This is a genomic window from Hominiventricola sp., assembly GCF_057604405.1.
Genome location: NZ_DBLYVB010000001.1, coordinates 103,168 through 124,097 on the forward strand (window position 1 = coordinate 103,168; position 20,930 = coordinate 124,097).

19 protein-coding genes are annotated in these 20,930 nt (G+C 46.5%); all 19 read right to left on the reverse strand.

The window, feature by feature from the left end:
- Positions 1-1,392, reverse strand: coding sequence for an efflux RND transporter periplasmic adaptor subunit (locus tag ACZMB2_RS00555; RefSeq protein WP_487595040.1), 1,392 nt, complete (start codon positions 1,390-1,392; stop codon positions 1-3).
- Positions 1,373-2,098: an ABC transporter ATP-binding protein gene (locus ACZMB2_RS00560; protein ID WP_308459282.1), complete on the reverse strand. Its 726-nt coding sequence runs from the start codon at positions 2,096-2,098 to the stop codon at positions 1,373-1,375. Before ACZMB2_RS00560 ends, ACZMB2_RS00555 begins: the two co-directional genes overlap by 20 nt.
- A 188-nt stretch (positions 2,099-2,286) precedes the next feature.
- Positions 2,287-3,159 (reverse strand): methylenetetrahydrofolate reductase, encoded by an 873-nt coding sequence (locus ACZMB2_RS00565; protein ID WP_487595041.1) that lies wholly within the window; start codon positions 3,157-3,159, stop codon positions 2,287-2,289.
- Between the two features lie 27 nt (positions 3,160-3,186).
- Positions 3,187-3,807, reverse strand: coding sequence for a methylenetetrahydrofolate reductase C-terminal domain-containing protein (locus ACZMB2_RS00570; RefSeq protein WP_118769980.1), 621 nt, complete (start codon positions 3,805-3,807; stop codon positions 3,187-3,189).
- Position 3,808: 1 nt separating this feature from the next.
- Positions 3,809-5,773: an electron transport complex subunit RsxC gene (gene rsxC, locus ACZMB2_RS00575; RefSeq protein WP_487595042.1), complete on the reverse strand. Its 1,965-nt coding sequence runs from the start codon at positions 5,771-5,773 to the stop codon at positions 3,809-3,811.
- A gap of 151 nt (positions 5,774-5,924) precedes the next feature.
- Positions 5,925-7,373, reverse strand: a complete 1,449-nt coding sequence (locus ACZMB2_RS00580; protein WP_487595043.1) for an aminoacyl-histidine dipeptidase — start codon at positions 7,371-7,373, stop codon at positions 5,925-5,927.
- Positions 7,374-7,466: 93 nt separating this feature from the next.
- Complete coding sequence (locus tag ACZMB2_RS00585) at positions 7,467-8,123, reverse strand: ClpP family protease (RefSeq protein ID WP_487595044.1); 657 nt, start codon at positions 8,121-8,123, stop codon at positions 7,467-7,469.
- 67 nt (positions 8,124-8,190) lie between these two features.
- Positions 8,191-9,114 carry a CFI-box extended C-terminal domain-containing protein gene (locus ACZMB2_RS00590; RefSeq protein ID WP_487595045.1) on the reverse strand — a complete coding sequence of 308 codons (924 nt, stop codon included), beginning with the start codon at positions 9,112-9,114 and terminating at the stop codon, positions 8,191-8,193.
- Positions 9,115-9,116: 2 nt separating this feature from the next.
- Positions 9,117-9,845: a YebC/PmpR family DNA-binding transcriptional regulator gene (locus tag ACZMB2_RS00595; RefSeq protein ID WP_487595046.1), complete on the reverse strand. Its 729-nt coding sequence runs from the start codon at positions 9,843-9,845 to the stop codon at positions 9,117-9,119.
- Between the two features lie 102 nt (positions 9,846-9,947).
- Entirely contained in the window at positions 9,948-10,295 is a 348-nt protein-coding gene (locus tag ACZMB2_RS00600) for a type II toxin-antitoxin system PemK/MazF family toxin (protein ID WP_487595289.1), read from the reverse strand.
- A 46-nt stretch (positions 10,296-10,341) separates the two neighbouring features.
- On the reverse strand, positions 10,342-11,529 hold the full coding sequence (gene alr / locus ACZMB2_RS00605) for an alanine racemase (RefSeq protein WP_487595047.1): 1,188 nt from the start codon (positions 11,527-11,529) through the stop codon (positions 10,342-10,344).
- Positions 11,526-12,371, reverse strand: a complete 846-nt coding sequence (locus ACZMB2_RS00610; protein ID WP_487595048.1) for an NAD(P)H-hydrate dehydratase — start codon at positions 12,369-12,371, stop codon at positions 11,526-11,528. The genes alr and ACZMB2_RS00610 overlap by 4 nt, the downstream gene beginning before the upstream one ends.
- 86 nt (positions 12,372-12,457) lie before the next feature.
- Positions 12,458-13,102: a redox-sensing transcriptional repressor Rex gene (locus ACZMB2_RS00615; protein ID WP_487595049.1), complete on the reverse strand. Its 645-nt coding sequence runs from the start codon at positions 13,100-13,102 to the stop codon at positions 12,458-12,460.
- Between the two features lie 118 nt (positions 13,103-13,220).
- Positions 13,221-15,137 carry an ABC transporter ATP-binding protein gene (locus tag ACZMB2_RS00620; RefSeq protein ID WP_487595050.1) on the reverse strand — a complete coding sequence of 639 codons (1,917 nt, stop codon included), beginning with the start codon at positions 15,135-15,137 and terminating at the stop codon, positions 13,221-13,223.
- 141 nt (positions 15,138-15,278) lie between these two features.
- Positions 15,279-16,778, reverse strand: coding sequence for a PucR family transcriptional regulator (locus ACZMB2_RS00625; protein WP_487595051.1), 1,500 nt, complete (start codon positions 16,776-16,778; stop codon positions 15,279-15,281).
- 3 nt (positions 16,779-16,781) lie between these two features.
- Entirely contained in the window at positions 16,782-17,663 is an 882-nt protein-coding gene (locus ACZMB2_RS00630) for a bifunctional 5,10-methylenetetrahydrofolate dehydrogenase/5,10-methenyltetrahydrofolate cyclohydrolase (protein WP_118769958.1), read from the reverse strand.
- A gap of 27 nt (positions 17,664-17,690) precedes the next feature.
- Positions 17,691-18,320 (reverse strand): cyclodeaminase/cyclohydrolase family protein, encoded by a 630-nt coding sequence (locus ACZMB2_RS00635; protein ID WP_487595052.1) that lies wholly within the window; start codon positions 18,318-18,320, stop codon positions 17,691-17,693.
- A gap of 107 nt (positions 18,321-18,427) precedes the next feature.
- Positions 18,428-20,116, reverse strand: coding sequence for a formate--tetrahydrofolate ligase (locus tag ACZMB2_RS00640; RefSeq protein ID WP_487595053.1), 1,689 nt, complete (start codon positions 20,114-20,116; stop codon positions 18,428-18,430).
- Between the two features lie 174 nt (positions 20,117-20,290).
- Complete coding sequence (locus ACZMB2_RS00645; protein ID WP_487595054.1) at positions 20,291-20,929, reverse strand: DUF3786 domain-containing protein; 639 nt, start codon at positions 20,927-20,929, stop codon at positions 20,291-20,293.
- Position 20,930: the final 1 nt, after the last annotated feature.

Sequence of the window (20,930 nt, forward strand, 5' to 3'; positions counted from 1 at the left end):
TTATTCCTCCACAGGCGTAACCTGCATTCCTTCCTCAATCCCGGCATCCACGCTTAATACCACCTGTTCGGTTCCGTCAAGACCTTCCTTCACCTCCGTTGCCTCTGCGGAGGAAAGTCCGGTTGTGATGATTCGTTTTTCAATCATCCCATTTTCATTAACGATATAAACAAAGCTTCCGTCTTTTCCAATGTTGACTGCCTCGATGGGAACCGTTACCACATTTTCTGCCTTATTTCCCTGGATCGTTACTTTTCCGTCCACGCCCAGATATAGATCCTGATCCGGATTGTCAATGTGGATCTCCGCCGTCACAAGAGCAGCGCCTTTTTCATTCTTCGTCGCAGAACGGCTGATACGGGTAACGGTTCCCTCATACGGTTTACCAACAATCGTAATTGCTGCTTTCTGTCCTTCTTTTACCTTCTCCAGATCACTCTTATTGAGTGACACCTTCACGCAGACATTTTCTGTACTGTCAACAGTGAGCAATTCTCCGTTTTCTTCCACTGTTCCGCCATTCACAGCCTTCACATCCGTGACAACACCATTAAATTCTGCTTTCAGTCCGTCTGTCACCTGTGCTACTGCGTCTGTCACCTGGGAAGCCTTTAATGCTGCCAGATCTTTGGTTGCCTCGATCTGTTTCTTTCCGCTGGCCGTGAGCATGGAATCCTCCGTGGAGTTCTTGATTCCTTTCTGCTCAGACAGATTGCTCTGGAAATCAGCCAGCTCTTCTTCTTTTACCATCAATGTGTTATTTGCCTGGTCAATCTTATTCTGATACTCTTCCACATCATTTTCATGGCCTTCGTTCTGGGCTTCTCGTAAGAAACATCCCATATCCGTAATGTACTGCTTCAGTGCATGGACCTCTGCTTTCCAGTCCTCCACCTGCTGCTCCAGGATCTCCACATCATGGCTGGAACGGCTGTACTCGGAAGCGTCTTTGTTGCTCTTACCTACCGTGTTCTCATAGGTATATTTTGCTTCATCATTCTGAAGCTCTGCTTCCTTCTGTCTTTCCTCCAGATCCTGTGCATCATAGACCAGCATCACATCTCCTGCTGCCACTGCATCTCCCGCCTGCACCTTACACTCGGATATCTTCGCTCCCACCGGTGAAAAATACGTCTTTGACTCCTCCGTGGTCACGGTACCGCTGGCATCTACACTCTGCTCAATATTTCCTACCTGTGCAGAGCGGACCGACACCATGGGAAGCGCTGCAGGAGTAAGCATTCTGCTCACTGCAAATCCCACAATAACAACGGCTGCCACACCGGCGATGATCCGTTTCTTCCGTTTCTTTTTCTGCTCCGGCGTCAGCGTCTTTTTCTGTACTGCAAGTTCCGTTATATCCTTTTCTTTCTTAAACTTCTTTAAAATCATCTTCATGTCCTCCCTTTGCCTCTTCATTATAAAAGTCAGCTTCTACTTTTCCGTCTTTGATCCGGATCACCCGGTGTACCTGCGCTGCGATCTCATCATCATGGGTGATAAGAATCACTGTTCTTCCGTCTTTGTGAAGATCTTTTAAAATGTTCATAATTTCCTGGGTCGACCGGGAGTCGAGATTTCCCGTCGGTTCGTCTGCCAGGATTACCGGAGGTTTTGCCGCGATGGCCCTTGCAATGGCTACCCTCTGCTGCTGTCCTCCTGACATCTCGCTGGGCTTATGATCCATTCGCTGGGCAAGTCCTACCATTTTCAGGGATTCCTGAGCCAGTGCCTCCCGCTCTTTCTTGCCTACTCCCCGGTAAATCAACGGCAATTCCACATTTTCCTGCGCCGTCAGGTTGGGAATCAGATTAAATCCCTGAAAAATAAAACCAATCTCCACATTCCGGATATCCGACAATTCGTCATCTGACATATGAGAGACATCCTTTCCATTCAAATAATAGGATCCGGAAGTCGGTATATCCAGACATCCCAACATGTTCATCAAAGTTGATTTTCCAGAGCCGGAATGACCGATGATTCCCACGAACTCTCCCTGATCTATGGTGAGGCTCACGTGATCCAGTGCACGCACCTCATTTTCACCGGGATTATAAATTTTGCACATATCCCGTACTTCTACAAGCGGTTTCAAAATAGAGAACACTCCTCTCTTTGATTAACAATCAGAATTTATAAAGCTTTTATACCTTACCATAAATTTTTTCAAATATGTGGGATTTCGGAGAATCTTTAGAAATGTTAAGAATATCAAAGGAATTTTAGTCTTTCTGAAAAAAAGAGCTGTCCGGGATTCGGACAGCTCCTTTATAAAACTTGGAATTAAATTCCAGCCTGCTCCAGCAGTGCCGGGATCTTGGACTCCCAACCAAGGGCCATAATATGTACACCCTGGCAGTAGGGCTTACACTCTTTAATAATACGTGCAGCAATCTCAACACCAGTGATACCTGCTTTGGTCTTTTCTTTATCTGCTTTCAGTTCCTCGATCATCTCATCCGGAACATGAATACCGGCAACATTGTTGTTCATGAATTTTGCCATTCCGGCAGATTTCGGAATAATGATACCAACCTGTACCGGTTTTCCGAATTGTTTTGCTTTCTCCATGAACTTAATAAATTTCTCCGGCTCAAAAACAGCCTGGGTCTGGAAGTAATCAGCACCTGCAGCCACTTTTCTCTCCATCTTTGCAAGCTGTGCATCAACGGAATCACTGCACGGAGATACAACCGCACCTTTAGAGAATTTCGGCGGCTCACCTACCAGCTGATTTCCACCAAGATCTACGCCTGACTCCAGCAGTTTCACTGTGTGAAGAAGGGATACGGAATCAAGGTCAAATACCGGTTTTGCCTGGGGATGATCACCCATCTTTGTATGATCGCCGGTCAGGCAGAGAATATTCTCAATACCGAACATAGCAGCGCTCAGAAGATCAGACTCCAGAGCGATACGGTTTCTGTCTCGGCATGCCAGCTGGAAGATTGGATCCATGCCAGCATCTTTGAGAACTTTACACATTGCAAGAGAGCCAAGACGCATAACAGAAGACTGATTATCTGTTACGTTTACGGCATGAACACCTTTCAGATATGTTTTTGCTTCCTCTACCAGTTCCTCTACATGGATTCCTTTAGGCGGTCCTACTTCAGCAGAAACTACGAATTCACCACGGTCAAATAATTCTTTCATTTTCATTGTATTATTGCTCCAATCCTTTTATTTTACCTCATCGTCTGTTGCGAAGTTATGAATTTGTGTCGGGCATTTCAGCGCGTCAAGCCGTCCGATTTCTTTCAGACGTCTGTAAATACGCTCCCAGCCGCACTCCATATCACTGTCTACTTCACATTTTCCATTCTTGGAACCACCGCACTGTCCGTTCACAAGGCTCTTGGAACATGCCGTAATCGGGCAGATTCCGCCTGTCAGGTTCAGATAGCACTCACCGCACTGGTCACATTTGTACTCCAGCGGAGTCACACCCTGGAAACCAGGTACCGGGTATGTATCGCAGGCTGCACAGACTTTTTTGTCAGCCAGATATTCTGCCACGGTCTGTACACCAACACCGCAGGAGAATACTAACACCAGATCTGATTCCTGGATCTTGCTCATATGTCTTTTAAGACGTAATTCCATGTTTTCCGGGTTACAGATATAATCCGTTGTCATGATTCCTGTCACATTTCCTTCAGCGGCAAGTTCCTTCTGAAGTTCAACAGCTTCTTTTTCCGGAAAACGAACTTCTTTGCATCCATGACAGTTGATGATGAACACCTTTTTTCCAGCTGTCAGGGAAGTGATCGTTTCTTTTGCTTTTAACTGGGTAATCAACATTTTACTTCATCCCCCTTACTGCACCTTTTCCGGCTTTGATACTGTTGATGATCGGAATCTTGGAAGAACAGATATACTGACAGCATCTGCACTCTACGCAATCCATGACGTTCATGTCTTTCATGCCCTGCCAGTTCTCTTCTTTTGCATATTTCACAAAATACAGCGGAGAAAGTTCCATCGGACAGATATCAACACAGCGGCCGCACTTGATACACGGCTGCTCTTTTGTCTCATCCGGTTCAATGGCAATAATACCATTGGAGCCTTTCATCATCGGTACGTCCAGTGTATTCAGAGGGAATCCCATCATCGGTCCGCCCATCTTGACCAGTACGTCATCGTCAGTGAATCCACCACAATAATCGATCAGGTCTTTTACGCTGGTGCCGATCTTGATAATAAAGTTGCCCGGGTTCTTGATCTTCTCGCCTGTTATCGTTGTAACACGCTCGATCAGAGGCATGCCTTTCTGGATCGCATCGGAAATCGCCTTTACAGTACTGATATTATCTACGATAACACCAACATCTGCCGGAAGACCGCCGCTTGGAACCTTTCGTCCCATCACGCGCTTGATCAGAGTCTTCTCAGCACCCTGCGGGTATTTGGTTCTTGCAACGAAGACTTCCATGTTGCCGATGTTGGCAACTTTTTCCTGCAGCAGTTCGATGGCATCCGGTTTATTATCCTCAATGACAATGATACCTTTCTCAGCACCGGTTGTCTTCAGGATTGCTTTCAGACCAAAAATAATGTCATCTGCAAACTCAAGGAGAACTTTGTGGTCTGCTGTTAAATATGGCTCACATTCGCATCCATTGAGAAGAATGGTATCAACTGGTTTGGCTGGTTTTAGTTTGACACAGGTTGGGAAACCTGCACCACCCATACCAACGATTCCTGCTTCTTTGACAATCTCAATGATCTCATCCGGAGTCAGGCTGTCAAGATCACCATGAGGCTTAACAGACTCATGCAGTGTGTCTTTTCCATCGGACTCAATGACAACAGCCATTACTTCGCTGCCTCTTGTTCCATGCATACGCGGTTCCACTGCAACAACGGTTCCGCTTACGCTGGAATGAACCGGAGCGCTGATAAATCCTGCTGCTTCACCGATTTTCTGACCAACTTTGACTGTATCGCCCACCTGAACGATCGGATTGGCCGGAGCACCCAGATGCTGTGACATGGAGATCACCAGTGTCTTTGGCTCCGGGAATCTCTTCAGTGCAATATGCTCACTGAATTCCTTATGCTCTGACGGATGAACGCCGCCATAGTATCCATTCAGCCTGTCGTCTCTGATCGACTTCACATACTCGTTGATCACTTTGAAATTTACTTTGGAGAAATCGCGAACCTGCACCGGCTGGTTCAAAAATTCTTCGAGCCGCCCCTGTTTCGCCAGTCTTTGATAAATTTTCTCCCATGCGCAGTCCTTATTAGGATCGACTTCGCATTTTCCATTCTTTGCGCCGCCGCACTGTCCATTGACAAGACTCTTTGAACAGTCGACGATCGGACAGACGCCTCCGGTAATATTCAGATAGCACTGTGCGCATGCATCACAGCTCTTCTTAGTAAGAGCCATACCGTGATGTCCTCTGTAGTTCAGTGTATTACTTGCAGCAATCACTGGCTTTCCTGCCAGGTCTGCAACCGTCTGAATACCAAGACCACAGGAAATGACTGCCACGTGATCTGTTCCTTCCGGAATCAGATCCTGTAATTTTCTTTCTGTGTGCATCTTGTTGCACAGGAAATCAACTTTTGCACTGCCCGTAACGGTTTTGCCCTGCTCAGCAGCGATCTTCAGGAACTCATCGCAATCCGGCTCATCAACAGTGTCAAATTCTTTGAAACACTTGTTGCAGGCAATCACAAACAGATTGTCCTTTCCCTCCAGGACGGATGCGAGCTCATCACTGCTTTTCAGCTTGTACTTTGTATAATTTTCCAATTGCTCACCTTCCTTATGATGATTTTATTTATTAAATGTATCATAAAATGAACTTTTTATCCAGTTTTAATAATAAAAATCATAAATTATTTTTATAAGTAAAAAACCGGTCTGCATAAATCTCCCCTGCAAACCGGTTAAACCAGTACTATTATTGGGTTTTTACAATTTCCACCAGATAATTCCACATTCTCTGCACAGAAGAAATGCTCATATGTTCTTCTGTGGTATGAATTTCATAAATATTTGGTCCGATGGAAACACAGTCCAGATTCGGAATCTTCGTGGAAAGAATACCACATTCCAGTCCTGCATGAATCACTTCTACTGTCGGGATTTTTCCAAACATTTCTTCGTAAATTCTCATCATTTTTGCGCGAAGTGGGGAGTCCTTCTGATACTCCCATGCCGGATATTCGCCGTTCCGCTCAATGGAAGCCCCCTCTTCCTCCGCAATAGTAGTAATCTCTTGAATCAGTTTTTCCTTCTCATCTCCAACAGAACTTCTGACTGTATACTGGAGATTCAGCAAGGAATCCTCACAGGTCATGATTCCTACATTAAGAGACGTCTGTACCAGCGTCGGAATATCCGGGTTCATGCGAACCACACCATTTGGAATTCTTATGAGCAGTGCTCTTACTTTAGCAGCGCTTTCTGCGGTCATAGCCGCCGCTGTTTCTTCTCCCTCAACGGTCAGTGTCACCGTCACCCCTGCATCTGTCTCTTTGCAGTTCTCGCGGAATACTTTTCCTTTGGCAGCTGCCACTTTCTCTGCCTCTGCTGCTGCCTCACGGGATGCAAATACCAGTTGTGCCTCTGCTTCACGGGTAATGGCATTATCCTTCAGTCCGCCTGCCAGTGTTACCAGATGATACGGAACCTTCTCTGCCAACGCTGTGAGCACCTGACCAAGCAGCTGATTGGCATTGGCACGGCCTTTATTGATCTCGGTGCCGGAATGTCCTCCCTTCAGACCATCTACTTTCAGCGTTGCAAAGATACCGGTTACAGTTTCTCTTTTAAGTGGCAGATTTACCTGCATATGGCATCCGCCTGCACAGCCTGCCAACAGCACACCCTCACCCTCAGAATCCAGATTTATCATGGTATGTCCTCTGAGCACGGACGGATCCAGTGCAGATGCACCTTCCATTCCCACTTCCTCGCTGGTGGTAAAGATCACTTCCAGACGGGGATGAGGAATACTTTCATCGTCAAGAAGTGCCAGTGCATAGGCAACAGCAATTCCGTCATCTCCGCCAAGGGTCGTTCCCTCTGCATAGACATTGTCGCCGTCAATGGCCAATTTCAGACCGTCCTTTTCAAAATCAATGGTGCAGCCTGGTTTCTTCTCGCACACCATATCCAGATGTCCCTGTAAAATAATGGGTTCTGCATCCTCATATCCTTCCGATGCTTCTTTCACCATCATAATATTCCAGGCCTGATCCTGCCAGACTTCAAGCCCGTGTGCTTTTGCAAATGCCACGCAGTAATCACTGGCTGCCTTTTCATGATAAGATCCTCTTGGGATATTGCTCAGTTCCTCAAAATATTTCCATACGCCTGCCGGCTCTAATCCTGTTAAAACTGCCATCGTATCTCTCCTTTTCTCTCGTACATTCATCACTCGCCAGAGTTACCCATCCCGGCTCACATGCGCCCATTATAGCAAGAAAACAGACAAAACTCAATCTCTTTCTGCCTTCATCAGTTCGTGAAGTTTCCGAAATGCATCCTGAATGCCACCTGCCTCATCAATCAGTCCTTCCCTGACTGCCTGTTCGCCTACCAGAATACTTCCTACGTCCTTGGTCAATTCCCCGGTCTCAAGCATCAGCTCTGTAAGCCGTTCTTTTCGTATCTGACTGTGAGACACCACAAAACTTACAATCCGTTCCTGAATCCGTTTAAAATAATCAAACGTCTGCGACACGCCAATAATCAGTCCGGTCATACGGACCGGATGAATCATCATCGTTCCGGTTGGTACGATAAATGAATAATCTGCTGACACTGCTAACGGAACGCCAATCGAATGACTTCCTCCAAGCACCAGGGATACCACCGGTTTGCTTAAAGACGCAATCATCTCCGCAATAGCAAGACCACTCTCCACATCTCCACCCACAGTATTGATGAGAACAAGCAGTCCATCTACATTGTTGTCTTCTTCAACAGCTGCAAGCAATGGAATTACATGCTCATATTTCGTTGTCTTACTGTTGCTTCCCAGATTCTCATGTCCTTCCACCTCTCCGATAATCGTCAGAACCCTGATACGGGATGACTGGGACAATTCCTCCGGCTGTCCGTATTTCTCCAGTTTATCTTCGTTTTCCGCCATAAAAAACCAGCCTTTCCACCATACTTTTCTTCTTCCAAGTATGGCTGAAAGACCGGTATTTTATACCTTAGTTCAGATAACGGCTCTTCAGATCCAGAACCATCTCTTCGTAACGTTTACAGCACTCTTCGTACTTGCCTGCCTCGATTTCGTGAATGCAGGGAACCAGATACTGCTCATAAAGCTCTTTATACAGCTGATCCCGGTTTGGCTGGCGTTCCATTCTCTTTACAATAGTTGGTGCGATATCGTAATACTCGTCTACAAGCGCATGACCTTCCGGTGTCTTCTCCATATACTGATCCCGATAATCCTTCAGAGTCTTTAACTCATAACAGTCCGGACCTTTTCCCAGATTCTCGCAGATAGCTGTCGTCACATAGCAAAGCTTTCTGCGGAAACCTTTGTTAATATCATCAAAGCTTGCTTTTCCGATTGTAGTGCCAAATGCTTCATTCCAGGACTGTACCAAGCAGTCTGCAAAGGGTTCGGAAAAATCTGCCGGATACTTCCGAATAGCCGGAATCAGATAAACACTGATCATAAAATTATAATCCAACTGCTTCTGGGTCTTACGCCCTTTGAAACGAATCTGCTCAATCTGTTCTCTGGCAGTCTCTATCAGACAATCAGCCATCTGCTTTAATGTCTGCTCTCCTGATGCTCCACCGGTATAGATCATATCCAGAGCTTCAAACAGTTCTCTGTTGGACGCATAATAATCTTCAAACTCCCCTTCATAACGGGTACGTTTAAAATTATTCATAGGATTATCACAAGTTTCAATCAGTTCTTTCATTCTTGCCAGTGCACGGTCTTCATACTCCTGATGCTCTTCCTGACCAAGTTTCCGGGGTTCTTTCTTCTCTTTTCCAAGTGCCTCGTCTACAGAAATCTCTTTTCCACAAAACATGCAGATAATCTGCTCTCTGTCCTCCGGAACCTGTATTTTTTCGTGGCAGATCGGACATGTACCTTCTTTAAACATCATCTTTACTCGTCCCAATTGTGGTAAACAGCCTGAACGTCATCATCCTCATCCAGGAGATCCAGCGTACGGTTCAGGAATTTAATATCATTTTCATCACTGAGAGTCACATAATTCTGCGGAATCATGGTAATCTCAGCCTCAGCCATCGGAACTCCCTCTTTCTCCAATGCCTCACGGACTGCGGAGAAATCATCCGGATTTGTCAAGATCTCAAAGCTGTCCTCCTCCTCGGAGAAATCCTCTGCGCCTGCATCCAGAGCCAGCATCATAAGGTCATCTGCCTCCATATCGCACTCTTCGCGGTCAATAATGATCTGGCCTTTCTGATCAAACATGTAAGATACACAGCCAGTAGTTCCCAGACTACCGTTTCCTTTGGTAAATGCATTACGCACATTAGAAGCGGTACGGTTCTTATTATCGGTCAGAGCCTCTACAATGATAGCAATTCCGCTTGGTCCATATCCTTCATATGTAACATGCTCATAATTGACAGCATTTGCATCACCTGCTGCACGTTTGATACCACGGTCAATGGTGTCATTCGGCATGTTATTTGCTTTTGCCTTTGCGATTACATCTCTTAACCGGCTGTTGTTGTTCGGATCCGGACCACCCTCTTTAACTGCAACCGCAAGCTCTCTTCCGATGATGGTAAAAATCTTACCCTTTGCTGCGTCATTTTTCTCTTTCTTATGTTTAATATTTGCGAACTTGGAATGTCCTGACATAAACTAAATCTCCTTTTCTCGTCTTTCGTTCTTCCGCGCCCCTAAGCGGACGCCATCTATGCATGCTATCTATCTTAACACGCAAAATCAATGTTTGCAAGCCTATGTATCTAATTCCAGACTGATTTTCAGGGCATCCTCTATCTTTTTCAAAATAGGTCCGTCCAGATGGCACACTTTGTCTTTCAATCTTTTTTTATCAATCGTACGAAGCTGTTCCAGTAAAATCACGGAATCCTTGACCATATGACAGGCCGATGCGCACAACTCCACATGGGTCGGAAGCTTTGCCTTATTCATTTTAGACGTAATGGCCGCGCAGATCACCGTAGGACTATGTCTGTTGCCAATATCGTTCTGAATAATGAGAACCGGCCGGATGCCGCCCTGCTCCGAACCTATCACCGGTCTTAAATCCGCGTAATAGACATCTCCGCGTCTGATTACCAATATTTTCACTCCGATCTGTTCTTTTTTCAGTCAGAGTATTTCCGGATTATGCTTTGGTTATTCCGCTTTCAGAAAAATAATCCTGGGTTGCCACAACTTTTCCATCTTTCCAGAACCGTCTGGGAACCCGTTTTCCGATGTCGCAGGCCAGCTCATAGTGGAAACCACCAGTCAATTCCGCCAGTTCTTCCATGCGGATCTCATAACCGCCATCGGAACCAATAAGGGTAACAGCATCTCCTTCCCGGACACCCGGAATATCGGATACATCCACCATAAACTGATCCATGCAGATACGTCCAAGAATCGGCGCCTGACATCCGCGGATCAATACCCGGCCTTTGCCCGACAATGCCCTCGGATAACCGTCTCCGTATCCTACCGGAATGGTTGCCACTTTCATCTCATGATCTGCCACATAGGTTCCACCATAACTGATGGCCGCACCCGGCTGAAGTTCTTTGATAAATACAATATGGCTTTTCAAACTCATAACCGGAGCCAGAGGCGCTGCCATTTTGTTGACTTCATCCGACGGATACATGCCATAGATGGAAATCCCCGCACGCACGATATCCATGTTGGCGTCCTTCATATCATAAATACCCGCACTGTTGGAGCAGTGATGATATTTAATCGGTACCTGACGATCCTCCAGAAGTTTTGCAAATGCCTGGTATCTTGTCAGCTGCTCATTGGCCGCCGTCTTATCCCGCTCATCTGCCCTTGCAAAATGAGTAAACAGTCCTTCTGTCTCCAGATTCGGCAGTCCACTGATCTCTTTTACAATATCTGCACTCTCCGCTGTATCTGCAAATCCAATGCGGGACATACCTGTATCCACTTTAATATGCACATGGACCGTCTTCTGCTGGCGAACAGCCTCTTCGGAAAGCTGGCGCGCCATAGACAGCTTAAATACTGCCGGACGAATATCATAGCGTACCACATCCTCATAAGCATCCGGGAACACAAATCCCAGAATCAGAATAGGCTTTTTCACGCCCTCCTTCCGGAGAATCAAAGCTTCCTCGATGGTAGCCGTTGCGAATCCCCATACATAAGGGTACTCCTGTACCATCTGTGCAATAGGCACTGCTCCATGGCCATATCCGTCTGTTTTCACCACGGCGATCATTTGGGTCTCCGGGTTCAGATTTTCTTTCATATTTCTAAAATTATATGCAACAGCATCCAGATTGATCTCTGCACATACTCTCATATAATGTTTCATTCCTCTTCTCCTTTCATGGCCTCCGGCAGATACTGAATCAGATGCCGGGCCATTAAGCCATAGGTTCCTTCTGTGCGGGCCGCCAGATCACCTGCTCTTCCGTGAAGCCAGACGCCCAGCCGTGCCGCATCTTCTGCTTTCACCTTCTGTCCCAAAAGGCCTGCAATGATTCCAGTCAGTACATCGCCGCTTCCCGCCGTGGACATGCCATTATTTCCCGTGGAATTTATCCAGCAGGCTCCATCCGGAAACGCTACGGCCGTGGGTGCATCTTTTAATACACAGATACAATGATATTTCTCTGCACAGGCCTTCGCCTGCCCCGGAATATCCGCAGAAATGGCTGCTGCCGGCTGATCCATCAGCCTTCCGAACTCTCCCACATGAGGCGTCACAATCAGTGGGCCTTCATGCTGCAAGAGTCCTTCCCGATGTTTCGCTGCAAGGTTAATTCCATCCGCATCCAGCACCATAGGACCATGAAATTCCGTCAGCGTCTTTTGTACCAGCGCAGCCGCCCAGGTTTCTTTTCCAAGGCCAGGTCCTATCGCCACCGTATCCGCCCAGTCAAGGGCTTCGGATAGCTTTTCCTCCGCCTCCCTCGCCGCGGAAAAGGTGGTCAGAATTGCCTCCGGAAGAAGCATCTGTAAAATGACTCTGTTTTCTTCTCTGGTAAAAATCCGTACCAGTCCTGCTCCTGTCCGCAGCGCCGCATAACCGCACAGATAGGAAGCCCCTGCCATGTTCACACTTCCTGCAATACAAAGCACCTTTCCAAACATTCCTTTATGGGATCTGTTCGGGCGGTCAGGAAGCAATTTCAAAATTTCTTTTTCTATCATATCTATTTCCATAAAAAAGAGCCTGCCGCAAAAGAATTCCGATCCATTACCGGTACTCCTTTGCAGCGGCCCCCTATTATCTTTCCTTATTCTCCGTTCTCAGGCCGTTCATAGCTGCTGATCCGGTAGGATAACTGCATCAGGCTGTCCACCAGATGAACATTCTCCACAACCACATCCTTCGGCACATCCAGATCCAAATGAGCAAAGTTCCACAATGCTTTAATTCCGCATGCTACCAGTCTGGTCGCTGCCTCCTGTACCTTGCTCTTTGGAAGGGTGAGCACTGCAATCTCAATCTGCTCCTGCTCCACAAACTCTTCCAGATCGTCCATCATCATCACCGGAATGCCGCGAACCATCGTTCCACAAAGATCCGGACGCACATCGAAAATGGCTTTCGTTACAAATCCGTTCTTCTCAAAATCATAGTTCGCCAGGGCGTGTCCAAAATTACCGCCACCGATAATGATCATAGGATGTGTTTTATTCACTCCCAGAATCTTGCCAATCTCATCGTACAGATACTGTACATTATATCCATATCCCTGCTGACCAAAGCCTCCGAAATTATTCAAATCCTGCCGGATCTGGGAAGCAGTCACCTGCATCTTATTGCTCAATTCGCTGGATGAGATACGTTCCACTCCATTATTCAGAATCTCACCAAGATATCTATAATACCGCGGCAGTCTTTTGATTACCGCCTTTGATATTTGTCTTTCCTCCATCAGAAAAACCTCCGATTTATATACTGCACTAATTATAAAACCCTGTCTAATCTTTGTCAAACACTTGTTACGCACTTGCGCCACTGTACATGAGAGCTCCCATTGAAAAAGCTGTCAACTATTCTGACAGCTCTTCCCATTTTTCATATAATTCTTCCAGTTTCGTCTGGATGGCATCTTTTTCTTTGGAAAGCTTCGTCACTTCCGCCACATTGGTGAAGATTTCTTTCTTCTCCAATTCCGCATCAATCTCTTTATCCCGGTCCTCCAGCTCTTCAATGCGGCTTTCCACTTTTTTCAGCTCGTTTTGTTTTTTCCGAAGCTGTGCCTGCTGCTCCTTCTGCTGCTTCCAGTCCAGCTTGGAATCTGTATCTGCGGTTGTCTCTTCTGCCGAAACCATTTTCGAAGGAGCCGCGGTAAAATTCACCATCGTCTCTTTCTTTTCCAGATAATAATCATAATTTCCAATATAATTGGTCAGTCCCTGATTTTCCAGATCCAAAATCCTGGTTGCTACTGTATTGATGAAATAACGGTCATGAGAGACAAACAGCACAGTTCCAGTATAATGGTTCAGTGCATCCTCCAACACCTCTTTGGACACGATATCCAGGTGGTTGGTCGGCTCGTCGAGGATGAGGAAATTTGCCTCCGAGAGCATGAGCTTCGCCAGGGAAACACGGCCACGCTCACCACCACTTAAATCTTTAATCCGTTTAAATACGTCATCCCCGGTAAAGAGAAAGGCTGCCAGTACGTTGCGGATCTTTGTATTGGTCAGTGTCGGATAGGCATCAGAAAGCTCCTCAAACACCGTCTTTTCCATATGAAGCACATGGTGCTCCTGATCGTAATAACCAATCTGTACCCGGGAGCCCAGATGTACTTCTCCCTCATCTGCCGGGAGCACCTGATTTAAAATTTTCAGAATGGTAGTCTTTCCCGTACCATTGCTTCCGATAAGCGCCACTCTCTCACCACGCTTAATCTCAAAATCAATATCCTTGAACAATGTCTGAGGCGGAAATGCCTTGGACAGTCCCAGTACTGTAAGTACGTCATTACCGCTTACCACCCGCGGCTCCAGCTCAATATGCATATCTGCCTTTACTTCAGAAGGTTTGTCCAACACATCCAGCTTATCCAGCATTTTCTCACGGCTCTCGGCACGCTTGATGGATTTCTCGCGGTTGAAGGATTTCAGTTTCGCAATGACTTCCTCCTGATGTTTGATCTCCCGCTGCTGGTTCAAATACGCCTGCATCTGTGCTTCCCGGAGCATGGCTTTTTTCTGGGCGTAATCGGAATAATTGCCCATGAATGTAGTCACTTCTCCCTGATCGATCTCAATGACCTTGGTTACTACACGGTTCAGAAAATACCGGTCATGGGATACGATGAGTACGGCTCCCTGATAGTTCATGAGGAAGGTCTCCAGCCAGGTGATAGAACCCATATCCAGGTGGTTGGTGGGCTCATCCAACATAATAATATCCGGTTTGGAGAGCAGCAATTTACCCAGTGAAACACGGGTCTTCTGTCCACCGGACAGGGTATCCACATGCTTGGAAAAATCTTCTTCCGTAAATCCGAGGCCCTTTAATACACCCGTAATCTCACTTTTCCAGGCATATCCGTTCTTCTGCTCAAACTCATGGCTCAGTCTTGCATACTGGTCCATCAGCTCCTGCAGTTCGGCACCCTCTGCCTGTTTCATGGAAAGCTCCATGCTGCGGATCCGAGCTTCCAGATCGAGCACATCCTGCTTCACCGTCAGAAGCTCATCAAAAATCGTGTTTCCACTCTGCATCTCCTGATGCTGAGCAAGATATCCGATGGTGGCACCTTTGTTGATCACCGTCTGCCCGTCATCTGCCGCCATCTCCCCTATGATAATTTTTAAAAGTGTAGACTTTCCGGCACCGTTGATACCAACGATCGCCGCTTTCTCCCGCTCTTCAATATGAAAAGAAGCATTTTTGAGGACTTCGTTGTCCCCGAATGCTTTGCATATATTCTGACATGCTAAAATCATTTTTGTAAATCTCCGTTTCTGTAAATCCTGCGGACGGCTATTTGGTCAAACAACCGCAGTTCCTATTATAACGTAAGAAATCAAAAAGGCAAGCAAAAAGCACTTCTGCCGCGCGATTCAGCGCTGACAAAAGTGCTCTCTTTATGCTTCTTCCAACAACCGATAGGTCATCAGCAGATACAGCAGCTGATCCGGATCTTCCAGATCAATCTGCACCAGTTCTTTGATATGAGCCATCCGGTACAAAAACGTACTTCGATGGATAAATAGTTTCTTTGCTGCCTGCACCGCGTTCATCTGACAGGTAATGTAGGTTTTCAGTGTCAGATAATAATCGGTCTTATGCTCCTGATCGTATTTTTTCAGGTCTAATACTGCACGGCTGCAGACAACCTCTGGCTCCAGCACTTCCGTACATTTTCCAAGAAGATAGTCAAGCGCAATATTCTCAAAGCGGTTGATCCAGCGCAGTGGATAGCGCTTCATGCCCTCTTCCAATGCAATCCGGGACTGAAGATAATACTGCTTCAAAGAACGCAAGCCCGTAAATGTATAACTGATGCCCGCTTTTAAATAACTATCTTTCAGGAACTCTTTCACCGCTTCCAACGCTTCCTCCAATGATTTTCCATAATCATTCAGGTTCACGTAAACCACAATATTTTCATGGAGCAGGAAAGCACAGCTTCCCCTCATCAGACTCTCAATACGGTTACAGATAAAACGGACAACCGTCAGATTCTGCCGGTCTACCGTCGACACATGAATATTCATGCAGAAATAACGGTGAGATTCCTTCCAATGAAAACTCTCAAACCGGGATTCCAGAGAATCCACCCCAATGCTGTCCTCCGTCAGAATATTGGACAAGAGGCGATCCAGGGTATAGCTGATGTCCTCCTGCACCACTGTATAACGTTCCAGCATCTGCTGCACATATTTTGCCAGATGCTGCAGCAGATACTCATCATAAAGCCTTAACTTTCGTGATGCCTCCACCAGAATTACCCGATAGCTGTTCCGGTTCTTGTCATAGATCTCCACAAAAAGATTATTTCTCTTCGTAACCGGATCCTGGTAGTGCTGTACAGCAAAGGGCTCTTGATGTTCCTCGCTGCAGGCTACAACACTGACCTGATTATGAGACAGAATCTCCTGAAATTCCGGCAGGGTATCCATGAGGCTGCTGTGGTCTACCATAAAGCCTTCTGTGGTGCTGACCATCAAAGGATTATGAAAAATCCGGTAAGAAGCATCCAGAAGGCTCTTCAGTGTACTCTCGGAAAGTGCCATGCTCTGCATCCGTTCATCCCAGGCGTCATAGGTATCAAAAGCACGCTGCGCCGTATTAAACAGTGCTTCCGCATTTATTTCCTGCGGAAAACAGCCCACTCCGTCCGGCAGAGTTTCCATTTCTTTAAAATCACCTACTGCCAGCACCAGATTATCTCCGTGCTCTGCAAGCTGCTCCGGCGTCAAATCAGATGCCCTTGTAATATATACTTTATTTTTCTTAAAGTCTGTTCCGTTCTGATAAAAAAGAGGCCGTTTGAGATTCATGTCCTCTGACATTTTTCCCAAACGGCACTCCGGATAATTCTGGCGGAGTCGATCCGCCAGAATCTGCATACTGATTCGCATAGCTTATGCAAACTTTCTCATAGCTGCTTCTACAACGTGTCCTACGAGAACAGAAGTGGTAACGCTTCCAACGCCGCCCGGTACCGGAGTAATTGCCTCAACGATCGGCTCAACCTCATCAAATACAGCGTCGCCTGCGATAGCGCCCTTGCCGCCCTTTTTGTTGATCTTTTCCGGATCCCAGTTAATAGAAACATCGATTACGATCTGTCCCGGACGTACATACTCTTTGGTCAGACTGTTCAGCACACCTGCACAGGAGATCAGGATATCTGCTTCTCTTGCGATAGCCGGAACATCAACCGTCTTGGTATGGCATACCGTTACCGTTGCATTCTTGCCCATGAGCATCATAGCTGCCGGTTTTCCTACTACAAGGCTTCTTCCGATGACTACTGCATTTTTACCTTTGCAGTCGATTCCGTAGTAGTCAAGAATCTCCATACAAGCCTGCGGAGTACACGGCGGGAATCCAAGGGGTTTGCCCTCGAATACGCCTGCCAGGGAAAGATGAGTCATACAGTCAACGTCTTTTGCCGGATCCAGTGCATTCTCGATCTCAGACTGAACTGCTTTTAAGTGAGCCGGAAGCGGACGGAACATCAGAACGCCGTGAATGGTATCGTCTTTGTTTACTTTATCAATGACTGCCAGAAGTTCTTCTTTGGATACATCTTCCGGCAGAAGGATTTTCTCTACTTCCACACCAAGGGTATCACATCTCTTGGTTGCACCGGTCTCATAAGAAATATCGTCCGGTCTTTCTCCAACACGGATAATGCCAAGCTTCGGGGATACTCCTTTTTCTTTTAACTCTTTCACCTGTCCGATAATCTTCTCATTCAGGGCTGCGGTTACTTCTTTACCTAATAACTGTTTTGCCATGGTTTTCTACTCTCCTGTTTTCTTATATTAACGAAGTCTTGCATTGACTGCTGCGAAAATCTCGTCTGCTTTTTTGCTGTAGTCAGCGATCATCTTATCTGCTTTCTCGTTGAGAGATGCAGCATATTCTTTGTCAGCCATAGACTTGGTGTTGATGAACACATTCAGGGATGCTCCCAGAAGTGCCGCCTTACAGAATGTAACACCTACGCCTGCATCGGAGATTGCAAGAGCAGAACCCTTTGCAGCAAACTCTTCGATCACATCAATGGCCTCACAGCATTTCTCCATGATTTCCATAGGAACTGCACATGCGTCCTTCAGAACAATAGCCATGACACGTGCTTTCTCTGCTTTTTCCTCCTCGGTCTCTCTCGGCATACCATATGCTTTTGCCAGCGGCTCAAATGCCTCTGCATCAGCTTCTACCAGACGAAGGAAATCTGCCTGAAGCGCGGTTGCTTTCTCTTTCAGTGCAATAATATCTGCCTCTACATCTGCATATTTTTTCTTACCAACGGTAAGGCTTCCTACCATGTTGCCAAGTGCCATACCGATGGCACCTACCAGTGCAGATGCTCCGCCGCCACCCGGAACCGGGGCTTTGGATGCTAATACGTCTACAAATTCCTCACAGGTTTTGGTTGTGAATCCCATACATACCTCCATATTTAAGGCTTACGCCATTTTTAATTCTGAGCATGGCTTATGGCAGGGAACATCCCGTGCTCCCTGCCGCCATATAGATTTGTGTATATGATTATTTAGAAGAGTCCAGTAATCTTACCATTCTCATCTACATCGATCTTCTCTGCAGCCGGAACCTTCGGAAGACCAGGCATGGTCATAATCTCACCAGTCAGTGCTACGATGAAGCCTGCACCAGCGGAAATCTTCAGGTTACGAACGGTAACTTCAAAGTCAGTCGGTGCACCAAGTTTGGTCTGATCATCCGTCAGGCTGTACTGAGTCTTTGCAACACAGATCGGGCAGTTTGCAAATCCAAGAGCCTCCAGCTGTTTTGCCTGTTTCTGAGCATTTGCAGTCAGAACAACTCTCTTTCCACCATAGATCTTGGTAACGATCGCATTCAGCTTATCTTCAATCGTAGTTCCTTCCAGTTCATAAGAATAAGTGAAATCGTTCGGCTGCTCACAGAGACGAACAACTTCCTCAGCAAGCTTCACGCCGCCTTCGCCGCCTTTTGCCCATACTTCAGACAGGACAACGTTAACGCCCAGCTCTTTACATTTAGCCTCTACCAGATCAAGCTCTGCTTTGGTATCCGTCGGGAATGCATTGATTGCAACTACACACGGCAGTTTGTATACGTTTGTGATATTGCTTACATGTTTCAGCAGGTTCGGAAGACCTTTCTCCAGAGCTTCCAGATTCTCATTGTTGAGATCTGCTTTTGCAACACCGCCGTTGTATTTCAGAGCACGTACAGTAGCTACGATAACAACTGCATTCGGTTTCAGGCCTGCCATACGGCACTTGATGTCGAGGAATTTCTCTGCACCAAGATCAGCACCGAATCCAGCCTCAGTAATGGTGTAATCAGCAAGCTTCAGACACATCTTGGTTGCAGTTACGGAGTTACATCCATGAGCGATGTTAGCGAACGGTCCGCCATGAACGATAGCCGGAGTTCCTTCCAGAGTCTGTACCAGGTTCGGTTTCAGTGCATCTTTCAGAAGTGCTGCCATAGCGCCCTCTGCATGCAGGTCACCAGCGGTTACCGGTTTCTGCTCAGCGACTTTGCCATATGTATATCCAATGATAATTCTTGCAAGTCTCTTCTTCAGATCTGCGATATCACTTGCCAGACACAGGACTGCCATGATCTCGGAAGCAACGGTGATATCGTAACCATCCTCTCTCGGCATTCCATTGGTCTTTCCGCCAAGTCCGTCTACTACATTACGAAGCTGACGATCGTTCATATCCACGCATCTTCTCCAGGTGATCTTTCTTGGGTCGATGTTCAGAGCATTGCCCTGGAAAATGTGGTTATCAATCATAGCTGCCAGCAGGTTGTTAGCTGCGCCGATTGCGTGGAAGTCACCAGTGAAGTGAAGGTTAATGTCTTCCATCGGAACAACCTGTGCATATCCGCCGCCTGCTGCTCCACCTTTTACTCCGAATACCGGTCCAAGGGACGGCTCACGAAGTGCTACCATAACTTTCTTGCCGATCTTGCTCATACCATCTGCCAGACCTACGGAAGTAGTAGTCTTACCTTCTCCTGCCGGAGTCGGGTTGATTGCGGTTACCAGAACCAGCTTTCCATTCTCTCCCGGAACTTCTTTCAGCAGATTGTAGTCAATTTTTGCCTTGTACTTACCATACTGCTCCAGATACTTGTCATCGATACCTGCTTTGGCAGCGATCTCGGTAATCGGTCTTGCTTCGCACTCCTGTGCAATTTCAATGTCAGATTTGAATCCCATAAAAAACTTCTCCTTTCTTTATCGCAAAGAATCAGATCTCCGCGGTTGATGCGCGTATCGCGCAAGGTTTGCTTTTTTGTTATTTCAAAGAACCCATCCGTTCCTTGTGTACGAATGCATTATATAACTTTGATAATTTTTTGACATCCTACACTTTGTACAATAACACTCAATTTATGCACATAGACGTTTCAAAGTGGTAATGGACAGGTCTCCCGCCACCACCATGTCCTCTGCGTGAAATCCGAACTGGAAATTATCGCTGTAAAGAATCTGGGCAGAGGGTGGAAATTCCTCGTCTCCTGCCCAGAAAATAAACTGCATTCGATATCCGTCAATAAGTTCAAACTCGTAGGCCACATCTCCCATGGAGATCTTCTTCACTCCCGGGATCTTTTCCATGCCCTCAGCAAATGCTTTCAGCTTAAATCCAAATCCGTAGGTCAGACGCTTGATGCATCTTCCCGTAAAAGGCTGAATATACAGCTCCCCATAAGTAGGAACCTCGCGGAAGGTCATAAACTTTCCACTGGACTGTACATACTGCCCTTCCAGCAGATACCGTAAAATAAAGGTTTTGGCCGGAAGACTGGTCATAAGGAGACCATCCTTCTCTTCCTCGTCAAGAGCGATAATCTCAAACTCCGGAAAATGCACTTCATAGGGATGCCCCATAAAATGAAGATGGAATTTCTGCTCTGTTTCATCATACACTATGTTCAATCTTTGAGCAGCTTCCTTCGGATCCAAGGACTTATATTTTTCCAGATAATGCTCAAAGGGCACTTCTTCTTTGTGGTTTTCGATTTCCAAG

Bases quoted from the DNA above. Each gene is read 5' to 3' on its own strand.
- ACZMB2_RS00590 (WP_487595045.1), bottom strand. From the start codon at position 9,114: ATGATGTTTAAAGAAGGTACATGTCCGATCTGCCACGAAAAAATACAG.
- ACZMB2_RS00595 (WP_487595046.1), bottom strand. From the start codon at position 9,845: ATGTCAGGACATTCCAAGTTCGCAAATATTAAACATAAGAAAGAGAAA.
- alr (WP_487595047.1), bottom strand. From the start codon at position 11,529: ATGAAACATTATATGAGAGTATGTGCAGAGATCAATCTGGATGCTGTT.
- ACZMB2_RS00630 (WP_118769958.1), bottom strand. From the start codon at position 17,663: ATGGCAAAACAGTTATTAGGTAAAGAAGTAACCGCAGCCCTGAATGAG.
- ACZMB2_RS00620 (WP_487595050.1), bottom strand. From the start codon at position 15,137: ATGATTTTAGCATGTCAGAATATATGCAAAGCATTCGGGGACAACGAA.
- ACZMB2_RS00625 (WP_487595051.1), bottom strand. From the start codon at position 16,778: ATGCGAATCAGTATGCAGATTCTGGCGGATCGACTCCGCCAGAATTAT.
- ACZMB2_RS00585 (WP_487595044.1), bottom strand. From the start codon at position 8,123: ATGGCGGAAAACGAAGATAAACTGGAGAAATACGGACAGCCGGAGGAA.
- ACZMB2_RS00615 (WP_487595049.1), bottom strand. From the start codon at position 13,102: ATGGAGGAAAGACAAATATCAAAGGCGGTAATCAAAAGACTGCCGCGG.
- ACZMB2_RS00610 (WP_487595048.1), bottom strand. From the start codon at position 12,371: ATGATAGAAAAAGAAATTTTGAAATTGCTTCCTGACCGCCCGAACAGA.
- ACZMB2_RS00580 (WP_487595043.1), bottom strand. From the start codon at position 7,373: ATGGCAGTTTTAACAGGATTAGAGCCGGCAGGCGTATGGAAATATTTT.
- ACZMB2_RS00635 (WP_487595052.1), bottom strand. From the start codon at position 18,320: ATGGGATTCACAACCAAAACCTGTGAGGAATTTGTAGACGTATTAGCA.
- ACZMB2_RS00565 (WP_487595041.1), bottom strand. From the start codon at position 3,159: ATGAAAGAATTATTTGACCGTGGTGAATTCGTAGTTTCTGCTGAAGTA.
- ACZMB2_RS00555 (WP_487595040.1), bottom strand. From the start codon at position 1,392: ATGATTTTAAAGAAGTTTAAGAAAGAAAAGGATATAACGGAACTTGCA.
- ACZMB2_RS00640 (WP_487595053.1), bottom strand. From the start codon at position 20,116: ATGGGATTCAAATCTGACATTGAAATTGCACAGGAGTGCGAAGCAAGA.
- ACZMB2_RS00570 (WP_118769980.1), bottom strand. From the start codon at position 3,807: ATGTTGATTACCCAGTTAAAAGCAAAAGAAACGATCACTTCCCTGACA.